Source organism: Paraburkholderia sp. J12 (assembly GCF_905220215.1).
Lineage (GTDB): Bacteria > Pseudomonadota > Gammaproteobacteria > Burkholderiales > Burkholderiaceae > Paraburkholderia.
Genome location: NZ_CAJMZC010000001.1, coordinates 289,220 through 302,310 on the forward strand (window position 1 = coordinate 289,220; position 13,091 = coordinate 302,310).

11 protein-coding genes are annotated in these 13,091 nt (G+C 67.7%); 5 read left to right on the forward strand and 6 right to left on the reverse strand.

Going from position 1 to position 13,091, the window contains the following annotated elements:
• Positions 1-54 precede the first annotated feature (54 nt).
• A complete protein-coding gene (gene mscL, locus U5760_RS01320; protein WP_322009060.1) occupies positions 55-501 on the forward strand; it encodes a large conductance mechanosensitive channel protein MscL in 447 nt (148 codons plus the stop codon).
• 82 nt (positions 502-583) lie between these two features.
• Here mscL and U5760_RS01325 read toward each other — a convergent pair whose 3' ends face one another.
• From U5760_RS01325 to U5760_RS01335, 3 genes are all read right to left on the reverse strand, one after another.
• On the reverse strand, positions 584-2,563 hold the full coding sequence (locus U5760_RS01325; RefSeq protein ID WP_322009062.1) for a response regulator: 1,980 nt from the start codon (positions 2,561-2,563) through the stop codon (positions 584-586).
• Between the two features lie 73 nt (positions 2,564-2,636).
• Entirely contained in the window at positions 2,637-3,110 is a 474-nt protein-coding gene (locus tag U5760_RS01330; RefSeq protein ID WP_322009064.1) for a response regulator, read from the reverse strand.
• 71 nt (positions 3,111-3,181) lie between these two features.
• Positions 3,182-4,876: a sensor histidine kinase gene (locus U5760_RS01335; protein WP_322009066.1), complete on the reverse strand. Its 1,695-nt coding sequence runs from the start codon at positions 4,874-4,876 to the stop codon at positions 3,182-3,184.
• 382 nt (positions 4,877-5,258) lie between these two features.
• Here U5760_RS01335 and U5760_RS01340 point away from each other — a divergent pair, with 382 nt between their 5' ends.
• Positions 5,259-5,756 carry a hypothetical protein gene (locus U5760_RS01340; RefSeq protein WP_322009068.1) on the forward strand — a complete coding sequence of 166 codons (498 nt, stop codon included), beginning with the start codon at positions 5,259-5,261 and terminating at the stop codon, positions 5,754-5,756.
• A gap of 40 nt (positions 5,757-5,796) precedes the next feature.
• Here U5760_RS01340 and U5760_RS01345 read toward each other — a convergent pair whose 3' ends face one another.
• On the reverse strand, positions 5,797-8,271 hold the full coding sequence (locus U5760_RS01345) for an AsmA family protein (RefSeq protein ID WP_322009070.1): 2,475 nt from the start codon (positions 8,269-8,271) through the stop codon (positions 5,797-5,799).
• A 179-nt stretch (positions 8,272-8,450) separates the two neighbouring features.
• On the opposite strand from U5760_RS01345, the gene U5760_RS01350 reads away from it, so the two are divergent.
• Positions 8,451-9,218: an ATP-binding cassette domain-containing protein gene (locus U5760_RS01350; RefSeq protein WP_322009072.1), complete on the forward strand. Its 768-nt coding sequence runs from the start codon at positions 8,451-8,453 to the stop codon at positions 9,216-9,218.
• Complete coding sequence (locus tag U5760_RS01355) at positions 9,215-10,045, forward strand: ABC transporter permease (protein ID WP_322009073.1); 831 nt, start codon at positions 9,215-9,217, stop codon at positions 10,043-10,045. The genes U5760_RS01350 and U5760_RS01355 overlap by 4 nt, the downstream gene beginning before the upstream one ends.
• A gap of 22 nt (positions 10,046-10,067) precedes the next feature.
• Here the strand turns inward: U5760_RS01355 and U5760_RS01360 are convergent, their stop codons facing one another.
• Both U5760_RS01360 and ligD read right to left on the reverse strand, forming a co-directional pair.
• Entirely contained in the window at positions 10,068-10,637 is a 570-nt protein-coding gene (locus U5760_RS01360) for a DUF6013 family protein (RefSeq protein ID WP_322009074.1), read from the reverse strand.
• Positions 10,638-10,851: 214 nt separating this feature from the next.
• On the reverse strand, positions 10,852-11,826 hold the full coding sequence (ligD, locus tag U5760_RS01365) for a non-homologous end-joining DNA ligase (RefSeq protein ID WP_415914017.1): 975 nt from the start codon (positions 11,824-11,826) through the stop codon (positions 10,852-10,854).
• Positions 11,827-12,231: 405 nt separating this feature from the next.
• Here ligD and serB point away from each other — a divergent pair, with 405 nt between their 5' ends.
• Entirely contained in the window at positions 12,232-13,071 is an 840-nt protein-coding gene (gene serB / locus U5760_RS01370; protein ID WP_322009076.1) for a phosphoserine phosphatase SerB, read from the forward strand.
• The last annotated feature ends 20 nt before the right edge of the window (positions 13,072-13,091 follow it).

Consider the following 13,091-nt stretch of genomic DNA (forward strand, 5'->3'; position numbering starts at 1 on the left):
TCATTGCGCCATTGATTCACTGTATCCCACCCGCCACTCTCGGAGAGCCCGCCCATGAGCATGATCAAGGAGTTCAAGGAATTCGCCGTCAAAGGCAATGTGATGGACCTCGCCGTCGGTGTGATCATCGGCGGGGCGTTTTCCAACATCGTCAACTCGGTGGTGAAAGACCTGATCATGCCGGTCATCGGCGTCATCACGGGTGGGCTCGACTTCTCGAACAAGTTCATCCGCCTCGGTGACATTCCGCCGAGCTTCAAGGGCAACCCCGATTCGTACAAGGACCTGCAGACGGCCGGCGTGGCCGCGTTCGGCTACGGCTCGTTCATCACGGTGGCGATCAACTTCGTCATCCTCGCGTTCATCATCTTTCTGATGGTGAAGTTCATCAACAAGCTGCGCCAGCCGGCCGAAGCCGCTCCGGCGGAACCGGCGCCCACGCCGGAAGACGTGATCCTGCTGCGCGAAATCCGCGATTCGCTCAAGAACAATCCGCGCTGAACGTCCGCTCGCGACGGCACGCGCGAAAGCCCGCGCAGGCATGACGCCTGCGCGGGCTTTTTTCATTCCGGGAGGTGACGCCTCAAAACGCGGGACGCTCCGCCGCGCGCGTGACCGTGGCGTCGTCGATCAGCCGCTCGAGGTGCTCGAAGTTGATGGGCTTCGTGAGGTGCGCCGTGAAGCCCGCTTCGAGGCACCGGCGCACGTCGTCGTCGGTGCCGAAACCCGTAAGGGCGATGGCCGGCGCCGCCGAGTGCTTGCGAAATGCATGAATGAAGTCGATGCCGGTGCCGTCCGGCAGGCCGATGTCGCTCACCACGAGATCGAAGCGAATTTGCGCGGCGAGCGCGAGCGCATCGGCCACACTCGTTGCCACCGCAACTTCGTGCCCGAGCCCGCGTATGAGCTGCGACATGACCTCGGCCGTGTCCTCGTGATCCTCGATCAGCAAAATGCCGAGCGCGCCGGCCAGGTGCGGGCTGTCCTGATCGGCGGGCACGTGGGCGCCCGGTGCCGGCGTGGCCGTGGGCAGCACGATCGAGAACGTCGCGCCGCAATGCGTGCCGGGGCTCTTCGCCGTCACAGTGCCGCCGTGCACTTCGGTGAGCGCCTTGGTCACCGCGAGGCCGAGGCCGAGGCCGCCGAACTGCCGCGTCATGTTGTGGCTGCCCTGCTCGAAAGCGTTGAAGAGCTTGCCGATCTGCTCGGGCGCGATGCCGATGCCGGTGTCTTCCACTTCGATCAGCACGTGCATGCGCTCGTCGCGCGTGCGCACATAGATGTGGCCGCCGTCCGGCGTGAACTTCGCGGCGTTGCGCACGAGATTCCAGAACATCTGCTGCAGGCGGGCGCGATCACCGCGCACGTAGTGATGCTGAGCGCGCAGCTCGACATGCACGTCCTGCTGCTTCACCTGAATTTCGCTGTGAAAGAGCTCGAGCACGGCGTCGATGACCTCGTGCACGTCCACCGTATCGAGCGCGAGGCTCAGCTTGCCGTTCGCCACGCGCGTGAGATCGAGCAGATCGTCGATCAGGCGTGCTTCGAGCTCGATGTTGCGGCGGATCATCAGCACGCCCGCGCGCGCGGCTTCGGGCAGATCGGGAATCTGCTCGAGGAGCCGCGTGCCGGCCAGCACCGGTGTGAGCGGCGTGCGCAGTTCGTGCGAGAGCATCGCGAGGAAGCGGTCCTTCGCACGGTTGGCTTCTTCCGCGGTCTGACGCGCGGCCTGCTCGGAAGCCAGCAGACGTTCGCGCTCTTCGGTCGATTCGCGCTGCGCGTGAATGTCGGTGCAACTGCCGAACCACTTGTTCACGCCGCCGCGCGGATTGCGCATCGCAACGATACGGACATCGAACCAACGATACGCGCCGTCGTGGCGGCGAATGCGCAGTTCGTGACGGTAGTCGGTGGCGCCGCTCCCCACGGCCTTCAGCCAGCTGCGGCGGATGTCCTCGCGGTCGTCGGGATGCACGGCGTCGAGCCACGCGAGACCGTGCGAGTAGCGCGAATCGAGTCCCGTGTATTCGAGCCACTGCTTCGAGAGGAAGTCGCAGTTGCCGTCCGCACCGCAAGTGAGCACGAGGTGCGGCAGCGCCTCGGAAAGCGTGCGGTAGTGCTCCTCGCGATCGCGCAGCAGGAGCGATTCGTCGGAGGCGCGCTGCAGCGCGACCTGGCCGAGCACGCGCGCGACGGCTTCGGGCAGGTAGTCGAGATAATCGCCGGATTTCGGCACCACGTCGGAGACGCCTGCGCGCAGCGCGGCGATCACGCGCGATTCGTCGGTGAAACCCGTCACGAGTATCGCCGGCACGCGCACGTCCTGCGAGCGCAGGCGGCGGAAAAAATCGAGACCTGTTTCCGCCCCGTCGAGCTGATAGTCGAGCACGAGCACGTCCGGCGTCTGCAGCGCGAGCAGTGCGCCCGCCTCGCCTACGCTCGTGCAGGTGTCCACGCGCGCGCCGGCGCGGGTCAGCGATTTGCGCGCGAGCCGCAGGATGCCGTCGTCGTCGTCGACGACCAGCACGTGCGCGCCCTCCAGCAGGGTGACTTCGTCGTTCATGCGCGGGGCAGTCCTCCGGGCGTCGAGACGCGCGGTATGGGTCGTTTCGATGGTTTCATCGGTTTGCGGGGCGTTACGAGCCGGTGTAGCGGTGCCCCGGCGGCAGTTTGACCACCTGCAGGAAAAAGCCGAGCCGCCGCACAGCCTCGATGAACGCATCGTACTCGACGGGCTTCGTGATATAGACGTTGCAGCCCAGTTCGTAGCAGCGTTCGATCTCGCGCGGATCGTCGGTGGTGGTGAGCACGATCACCGGCACCGACGCCGTGGCCGGATCGGCCTTCAGGCGGCGCAGCACCTCGAACCCGTCCACGCGCGGCATGCGCAGGTCCAGCAGCACGACGAAATTCGCGAGATCCTCGCGCGCGGGAACATCCGGCATCGCGGCGCCCGGCGGCCCGAAAAAATAATCGAGCGCCTGCTGCCCGTCCGAAAACCGTACGAAACCGTTCGAAATGCCCGAACGCCGCAAATTGCGCTCGACCAGCGTGGCATGTCCATCATCGTCTTCGATCAGCACAATGCTGACCCGTTCCCCGTTTGTCATTTCACCTCTCCAAGGGGTGTCGGCTTCTCTCCGGCTTCTCTCCGACTTATCACTGGCGTGCACGGCCGCGTTCATGCTGCCCGCAAGGGTTGTTCAGGCAGCGCGACGAAGAACGTCGAGCCGCTCCCTTCGACCGATTCCACCCACACCCGCCCGCCGTGCCGTTCCGCGATGCGCCGGGCCAGCACGAGGCCGATGCCCTCGCCGCCTTCGCGGCCCGGGTTGCCCTCGCGGGCCGCCTTGGCACCCGTGCTGGCGTCGTGCAGGCGCTGAAACGCATGGAACAGCTTCGGCAGATAGGCCGCGGGTATGCCAACGCCATTGTCGCGCACATAGTAGGTCCGCGTACGGGGCTCCGCCGCCCCGCCCGCGCGGACGGCGGGCGTCGCCAGCAGGCCCTCGTCGCCCGTGTTGCAGTCCCCCTCTGCTGCCTCGAGCGCGCCGATCTCGACGTGCCCCGGGCGCGACGGATCGAGATGCTGCAGGGCGTTATCGACCAGATTGCCGAAAATCTGCTCGATGGCGGCCGGATCGCCCCAGGCGGGCGGCAGCTCGCCCACGTCGATGCGCGCCGCATTCAGCGCGCGGCCCGATTCGAGGCCGGTGAGCACCCGCTCGACGATGCGCCCCATATTCACGCGCTGCCAGCGATATTCGAGCCGCCCGACGCGCGAGATGCGCAGCAGCGCGTCGATGATGGCCGCCGCGCGCCCGACCGCCTGGCGCAGGAATTGCAGCGATTCGTTGACGTCGCCGTCGAGCAGCTCGGTCATGCGGCGATGCTCGTCGGCGGGCAGGCCCGCGGAGTCGATCTGCGCGCGAAGATCATCGCACGAGACCTGGAGCTCTTTCGAAAAGCCCTGCAAATTCACGAGCGGCGAGCGCAGGTCGTGCGAGACGCTGTAGATGAACATCTCGTTGTCCTGAGTCTCCTGGCGCAGATGCTCGTTGGCGCCGGAAAGGTCGGCCGCGCGCGCCTGCAACTGGCGTTTGAGCGCGGCCTGCTCGCGTTCCGCGTCGCGCAGGCGCGTGCTCGTCTGATACAGGACAGCGTCGAGCGCGGCGATTTCGTCGTCGCCCGAGAGCGGCGGCGCAAGCTTCACGCCTTCGCCGAGCCGACGCGCATTGTCGCCGAGCGCCGCGAGCCGGCCTCCCACGTTGCGCGCAAAGACGGTGGCGGCCGCGCCCCACACCAGCATCGAACCGACCACCGCGGCGATCAGCGCGTCCTGCTGGCGCTCGCGCGTGAAGCTCGACGACGCCGTGCGCCGCGCATCGAGCCGCGTTTCCTCTTCGATGAATTCGGCCAGCTCGCTGCGCACGGTCTCGATCTCGGGCGGCAGCACGGCGGCGCCGGCGCGCGCCCAGGCGATGCTGCGGCCGGCGCGCAGCGCGTCGGCGACATCGCCCGCCTGGGCCCGCCAGGCGTAGGCGGCCGCGCGCATATGATCGACGCGCGCGAGCTGCGCCGGGTTATCGGCCACCATGCGCGACAGCAGCGCGATGCGGTCCGCAAACTCGGTCCAGACCGCATGGCGATCGATGAAGGACGGGTCTTCGAGCGCAATGCCGGTGCGCACCCGCGCGGATTCGCGCAGGAGCGGATCGACGAGGCTCGAAGCCTGCCAGAGGATCTGCTTGCTGCTTTCGGCGCTGCGCGCCGCACGCGAGGCGGCCTCCTGCGTATCGAACACGACGCCTAGCAGCACGAGTTCGATGACGCTGGGAATCGCAATCAGCAGCAACCCCTTGGTGAACAGTTTCATGACGGGTCTGGCGGTGGGCGGGTCGGGCCGGCGCGGGTAGCCCGCGCGACGCAGGGCGGCCGCAGGCACCAGAGCCCGAATATTATCGACGCGAAATTCCGGGATGACAACGGATGTGGCGCCACTCACAGATGGGCGAGAAAAGCCCGTTTTTTTATGAACGATGCCCCCACCGTGCGAGCCGTCGGGTCTATTATTGATACGGAGACAAAGAACAGGAAGAAAGAGCGCCGGGATACCTACATGAGAGCGCGGCGAGCGGTCCAGCACAGTGAACGCAGGATCCGGTGAGGGTGAAGGCCAGGTTCGAATCCTCGTGAATCCTGCAAGACCCTATGCTATAAAGGATCGACGTGCGGCGCGCAAAACCGGGAGTGGTCGCATGGGACAGCTGCGTTTTTTGCAATCCTTTTTCAGGCGAGTTTTTATGTCCTTCCCGAAAAAGCGTAAACGTTCCAGGGCGGACGCGGACGAGTCTTTCCTCGCCGTGCTCAGCCACTTCAAGCCATTCGGTCAGCTCGACACCAAGATTGCGCGCGCTCGCGCGCAGGACGAGCCGGTGCTCTACGCCCATGTCCTGCCGGGACTCGACGTCCTCCTGTGCAGCGTGCGCGGCGCACAGCCGCCCTATCCTGCTACGAGCGAGTTGCGGCGGCGTTGCATCGAATCCATTGCGCATGCGCTCGAACAGCCTATCGAAGGTCTGGAGAACGGCGGCTACTGGTACGAGGCGGACGGCTTCGGTTTTCTCGTGTTCGCCAGCCGGGCGCGCGGGCGCATCCTGCCCGAATTCGGCGCGGTCCGGTCCACCCTCTCCTCGCGCCGCGTGACGCGTCGCCAGGATGCCGCGGGGGACACCGCCCCGCGTTCGCTGCGCTAGTTCACAACGCTAATTCGCGGCATTAGCGCGGGCGAGCGCCTCAGCTTCCCTTGTAAAGCGTCGAAAGGTCCGTCTGCGCCGCAGGCGGGCGGACCGTTTTGCTCCCCGTTCCGGTTCCGGTACTGCCCGTCTTGTCCGTCCTGGTCGCCGCCGGTTTTGCCGCTTCGGGGCTCGCGCGCATCTTCTGACCGGGCGGCGGCGCCACCGGATGCTCGCGCATCTGCGCCATGAGCTCGGCACACGGCAGCGGCTTGTTGTTGCTCGGCGCGATGAGCGGAATCAGGGCCGCAAACGGATTGATGAGACCGAGCCCCACCATCGCCCCGCCGCGCAGCGCGAGCGCCGTCGCATCCACGCCCACGTGCGGATTCTTGAAGGTGCCCTTCGCGTAGAGCGGCGAGCGCAGCGAAAACACCCGGAAGCCCTTGGTGTGCGGGTGGATCTTCAGATCCAGCGACTCGTCGCGCAGGTCGATCGGTCCGTCGATGTCGATCACGGCATCGTTGGTATCGAGCGCGAAGACGCGCGGATCGAGCACGCCGTTGGTCGCGACGAAATCGGCGGCGGCGCAGTTGATCTCCACGTCGCGGCTGCCGAACAGCTTTTCGTACACCACGTTCGCCACGTTCAGCCCCGCCGCCTCCATCAGCAGACGGCTGATCGTGCCCTGCGTGACGAGCGCTTTCACCTCGCCGTTCGAGGTGGCCGCGAGCGCGGCCGGCGAATTGCCGGTCGCCGAGAGCGACGCGTCGCCATTGACCTCGCCGAGCGCCGACTGCATCGTCTGGAAGTTCGGGAACAGCTGCTTGAGCTTCAGATGACGCGCCTCGACCGTGCCGCGGGCCTTGAGCGGCACGCCGCTGCCGTCGAGCGTGAGACGCGTGGCGAGCGTGCCGCCCGCCACGCCGAAGCGCAGCGGATCGAGTGCCAGCACGCCATCGGTCATCACCACGTGCGTGTAGAGATCCGAGATCGGCAGGCTGCCCTGCTTGACGATGTGCCGGCCCGTGAACGTCACGTCGGCGTCGATGGCGCTCCAGCGGTCGGTGCGAAACGGCTCGACTGGAATCACGCGGTCGGCCGGCTGCTTCACCGTGTCGCCGCGCTTCGCCTTGCTCGACGAACTGTCCGCGCCGACGATCGGCGCGAGATCGGAAAATTGCAGCAGGTTCGAAACCAGATCGCCCTTGAGCAGCGGACGCGGCGCGCGCTGCACATAGGCGAGCGTGCCGTTCAGGTCCGAACCGCCGACGCGGCCCGTGAAATTCTCATAGCGAAACTCGCTAGCGCCGGGATGGAATGCGCCCACGAAGCGGCCTTCCGTCGCATACGGAGGGGTCTCGGGCAAGGTCACGCCGGTCAGGTTGTAGAGGTGGGCCATGCTTGCGCCCTGCAGCCACAGGCGCAGATCGACGGCGGCCAGATGGGCGGGGTCCGTGAGCGTGCCGACCAGGGCGATATGCATGTCGCCCGCGCGCACGTCGGCCTGAACCGGGAACGGGCGCCGCGGGTCCTGCAGCGCGAGGACGCCGCCCAGCTTGCCGGTGCCCGATACGGGCGTTTTGTTGTACGTGCCCTTCAGCGTCCAGCCGATGGCGTAGAAAGGCTCGCCCGGTGAGCCTGCCGGCTGCGCTCCGCTGGCCGCGGTGGCAGTGACAGCAGTGGCCGTCGTCGCCGTGGAGGACCCCGTCGCGGCGCTGCCCGCCTCGCTCGCTGCGCCGGTTTGGCTGGCCGCATCGCCTGTGCTGGATCCACTGGCCCCACTAGCCGCACTGGCAGCGCTCACGGCTGCCGCTTCCGAAGCCTGTTGCGCCTGTGCCTGCTGGGCGAGTCGCCGCGCGCCGGCCGCGCCGATCACCTGCGCCGAGCCGCTGCGCGACGCCGCCTCCTGCTGCTGCATCACCGCGCCAATCGGAATGCCGTGCCCGAGCAGATCGACGGCAATCTGCACGTCGGTCTTCGTCTGCTGATCGCTCACGGCGAGATTGCCCTTCGCGAAGGTGATGTCGTGCAGATCGAGTTTCCACGTGGACGGCCCGCTCGACGCAGGCAGCTTGAAGGTCCAGTTGTTGCGCCCGTCCGCGAGCCGCTCGACGTCCACAGACGGATTCACGAGATTGATGGCCGGAATGACGATGTCGCGGGCGATGAGCGGCAAGACCATGACTTCGAAGTCGATCTCGTCGAGCGTGGCGAAATGCGGCGCCTTCGCCCAGTCCGGATTGGCCACCTCGATCTGCGTGGCGGAGAAGCGCGGCCAGGGCACCCACGCGCGCCAGCCGGTCTCGCCCGCCGGCGCACGCCAGCCGACCTTCAGGTCGCCTTCGATGGCGAACGGCCGGCCGATGGCCTCGCTGACTTTCTCGTTGACCCAGGGCTTCGCGCGATTCCAGTCGAAGGTGAGGATGAAAACCGCGAGCGCCGCAGCCAGGACAACCACAAGCAGCGCGAGCCATGCGAAGATCCTGGCGAGCGTGCGGCCCGTGCTGCGAGCCTTGGGTTGCGGTGACGTCATACGCTCTCCCTGTTTCTGCGTTGTTCTTGTCAGACCTGACGGCAGCAGCCAGCGTGCCCGCTCCCGTTTTATTGCAGCCGCTATCATGCCGCAACGCAGCATGCGGGTGGGTGCTTTGTTTGCCAACCGCTTGCCACCCGTTTAACGCCCGTTTGCGCCCCTTCGTTTGCCATTCTTCGATGACCCCATCCACTGATTCGAGCCAGCAGGACAAACACAGCGCAACCAGCCGCACGCCGCTCGTCGAAGCCCGCCAGATTCAGCGCCGTGACGTCGAGCGCGGCCAGTATCTGCTCCATCCCGCCGACTTCGCGCTTTATACGGGCGAGCGCGCCGTGCTGACCGGGCCGTCCGGCTCGGGCAAGAGCGTGTTCCTGCGCGCGCTCGCCCTGCTCGATCCGCTCGATGGCGGCGAAGTGCTGTGGCGCGGCAACGCGGTCGCGCGCCAGAGCATTCCGCGCTTTCGTCGTCATATCGCTTACCTGCGGCAGCGGCCCGCGCTCATCGACGGCAGCGTGGAAGACAATCTGCGCTATCCGTATTCGCTCGCGGTCTATCGCGACGCGGCTTTCGATGCGACGCGCGCCGTCGCGCTCCTCGAAGCCGCGGGCAGGCCGGCAAACTTCCTCGAACGTCAAGCCTCGGAGCTGTCCGGCGGCGAAGCGCAGATCGTCGCACTCGTGCGCGTGCTTCAACTCGACCCCGACGCCCTGCTGCTCGACGAGCCCACCGCCTCGCTCGACCCCGACTCCGCCCGCGCCGTCGAAGCCCTGGTTAGCGGCTGGTTCGGGCACGCCCGCACGGCACGCGCCACGGTCTGGGTTTCGCACGATCCCGCCCAGGCGGCGCGCGTGGGCAACCGGCATCTCACGATGAAAGCCGGCGTGCTCGACGCCGGCGCCGAGACCTTGTCAATTTCGCCCCCCGCTACCGGAGCGTTTCGATGAATGCCGCCCTCCAGAACCTGGGCCTCGGCGACGTGGCGATCGCGGCGCTGCTCGTCTTCGTGAACGGCGCCGTCTCCGTGCTGCTCAAGCTCGATCTCGAACGCAAGCTCGCGTGGGCCGCGGTGCGCACCGTGGTCCAGTTGCTCGCAATCGGCTATGTGCTCGGCTGGGTATTCGCGTTCGACCGCTGGTACGTCGTCCTGGCGCTCATGGCGCTGATGACGCTGATCGCCGGCATCGCCGGTTCGGACCGCGGCGAGCGCACCTATACGGGACAGCGCATCGACAGCATCGTCTCGATCTGGGTAAGCGCGTGGCTCGTGGCTGCCGTGGGGCTCTTCGCCGTGATCCGCATTCGCCCGTGGTACGAGCCGCAGTATGCGATCCCGATCCTCGGCATGATTCTCGGCAATACGCTGACCGGCGTTTCGCTTGGCGTCGAGCGGATGATGCAGGAGCTCACGGCGCGGCGCGATCGCGTGGACAGCGCGCTGGCGCTCGGCGCGACGCGCTGGGAAGCGGCCCAGGCGCCCGCGCGCGAGGCCGTGCGCGCCGGCATGATTCCGACGCTCAACCAGATGGCCGTGGTGGGGGTGGTGAGCCTGCCCGGCATGATGACGGGCCAGGTGCTCGCGGGCCAGTCGCCGTTGCAGGCCGTGCGCTATCAGATCGTGATCATGTTCCTGATCGCCGCTTCGTCGGCGCTCGGCACCGTGGGCGCGGTTTTGCTCGCGTACCGGCGCGTGTTCTCGGCCGAGCATCGCTTCCTCGCCGCGCGCCTCATCGAGCGAAGCGCGGGAGCGAAGAAACGCACGGCGTGGCGCTAGCCGCTCAAAGGCGAGTGGCCGGCTAACGCTGCGCGGAGATCGAGAGCTGGGTGCCGTCGCCCAGCGTGACCAGCTTGGCCGTGCCGTTGGTCGGCATCGAGAAGCGCACGACCTGGCTGTACGAGACCGCGTCGGGACAGGTAAGCGTTGCGCCGCCGCTCGCCACGCTGCGCTTGCCGCGCGGCGCCTGGGCGCGGAAGCTCAACTGGACGTTGGCCGTGCCGTGCTCGTCGACGATGGGGGCGAGGCGTAGCTGCGTTTCCCGCACCATCGCGCCATTCGCGTCGAGCGGCAGCGAGGCGTTGTCCGGGCAACCGTCGGGCGCCGGCACGGCGCCGCCGGGCGGCGTGGTGCGCCAGGTGAAGTCGTCGGTGTCGCCCGAGCGCAGCGTGCGCGTTTCCGTGGCATTGCCGTACTGTTTCGACGTGACCCGCACGGTGTAGCGGATCGGCCCGTCGGTGGCCGCTTGCGATGTCACCTTGATCGGCGTGGTCGCCAGCGCGGGGAGTGCAAGCGCACACGAGGCGGCGAGAGCGGCACTGATGAGCGCCGCGTGAACGCGGCGCGCGTGGCGTAAGCGGCGGCAATGCATGCGTCACCTCCTGACGGGAGCCGCCGGGCGCTGCGAAGCGTGGCGCGAGGCGATGGGTCTGTAGCTAGTCTAGCTCGCCGGGCGGCGCCGTGCGCCGAAGGTTCGCACCCCGCCGACCAGGTTTTATCCCGCTTGCCACGACACCGCTTTTGCAGGCGCAGCAGCGCGGCGGGCCGCGCCTCGGGGCCACGCTTCGGGACCACACCTCGCGCCGCTATCTGCCCCGCTCCTCCAGCCCGATCGTCAACCCGGCCGTCACGCGCTGCTTCGACTCCGCGTAACCGGCCCAGGGATCGAAGCTCGCGAGGGCCGCAAAGCGCTCGTCGATGTTGTGCAGCGTCCACTGCGCGCCACCCGTGGTGGCGCCGAGTTCATCCCAGGCGATCGGCACCGACACGCCCATCCCCGCTCGCGCGCGCACCCCATAAGCGACTGCCGTGCTGGCGCCGCGCGCATTGCGCAGGTAATCGACGAAGATGCGCTTCTTGCGATGCTCGGGTCCCATGTGCGCCGTGATCTGGGTGGGCACGCTCGCGGCCAGATGCTGCGCCACGGCGCGCGCGAACGCTTTCGCGTCCTCCCAGCCGGCGTCGGGCACGAGCGGCACGACGACATGCAACCCCTTGCCGCCGCTCGTCTTGCAAAACGATGCGAGCCCGAGCTCGCGCAGCAAGTCGCGCGTCATCTCGGCGGCCTCGATCATGCGGTCCCAGCCGAGCGCCGGGTCGGGGTCGAGATCGAACACGACGCGGTCGGGCTGTTCGATGTCCGCCACCTGCGCATTCCATGTATGGAGTTCGACGACGTCCCGCTGCGCGGCGCCGATCAACGCCTCGAGCGTATCGATCGTGATGAGCGGAGGGTGGCCCGGATCGAGGCCCTCGTGCTGGGTCACACCCGGAATCGGCGCGCGGCCGTTGTGGCGCTGGAAGAACATCTCGCCGGCAATGCCTCGCGGCGCACGCACGAGCGAAACCGGCCGCCCGTGCAGATGCGGCAGCAGCCAGCGCGCCGCGCGCTCGTAATAGCGCACGACATCGAGCTTGTGGATGCCGCTGGCGGGATCGATGACCCGCCGGGGACTCGTGATCGAAATGCCGGCGATTTCGGCATCGACGCCGGGGTCGGCGACCTGCCGGGTCGAGCGCGGCTTGCGCGCTGTGGCCGCCCCGCGTGGCGAGGGCGCCACCGATGCCGCCCGGGGCGCAGCGGCCGGATCCCCTGCCGTTTGCCGCGCGCGGCGCGGCACTCTTACGGAGCTCGAGTGTTGGGGTTTGGGAGCGTCCTCCATACCGGTTCCCCTCGCGCGATGAGGCGCACGTGACGCGCCGCGCGACGCGAGTCGCGGCGCGTGCGGTTGACGGCATGCGGCAGCCGCCCCCCGTCGGACTGCCGCGCGAGCTTTCATTGTGCAACGAACGCAAGCTTTCGTCGCGTCAAGGTGCGCAGAGGGGCGGATCGCAGCGTCCCGCCAAGGCACAACAGGAAGCCGGATGCCCCGGGCGCCCGGCCGGAGACGCGCTGCGAGCAGTTACAATGTCCGGATTTGCCGCGCATCCGGGCGCGGCGCCTACGCCCGCTGTCCAGCCACGACATGAACCTCGTCATCCAGAGCCCCGCCCCGCTGCCTGCCGTCCACCACAAGCCGCTGCTCGCGCTCGCGCGCGGCAGCCGCCTCACGCCGCTCGACGATTACGCCCTGCGCATCGACGACGCCGCACCGGGCCAGCGCGCCGACCTCGACGTGTATTGCGGCACGCACCGGCTGGACTATGCGTTCGTCGAAGCGGGCCGCACGCTCGCCGACTTCGGCCTCGTTGCGATGGACATGGATTCGACGCTCATCACGATCGAATGCATCGACGAAATCGCCGACTTCTGCGGCCTCAAGGCCGAGGTCGCGGCGATCACCGAAGCGTCGATGCGCGGCGAGATCAAGGACTTCAACGAGAGCCTCACGCGCCGCGTGGCGCTGCTCAAGGGACTCGACGCGAGCGCGCTCGAACGCGTGTATGAAGAGCGCCTGCAACTCTCGCCGGGCGCCGGGCAGATGCTGGCGGGGGCGAAGGCGGCGGGCCTGAAGACGCTGCTCGTCTCCGGCGGCTTCACGTTCTTCACCGAGCGCCTCAAGGCGCGCCTCGGGCTCGACTACACCCACGCGAATACGCTCGAAATCGTCGACGGCAAGCTCACGGGACGCGTGAGCGGCGAGATCGTCAATGCCGACGTCAAGGCGCGCACGCTCGTACAAACGTGCGCGCAGCTCGGTATCGAGCCGCGCCGCGCGATTGCAATGGGCGACGGCTCGAACGATCTGAAGATGATGGCCGAAGCCGGCCTTTCGGTGGCCTTCCGGGCGAAGCCGGTGGTGCGCGAAGCCGCGAGCGTGGCGTTCAATTTCGTCGGGCTCGACGGCTTGCTGCGGCTGTTCTGACCGGCTGGCGCGCCGGGTCG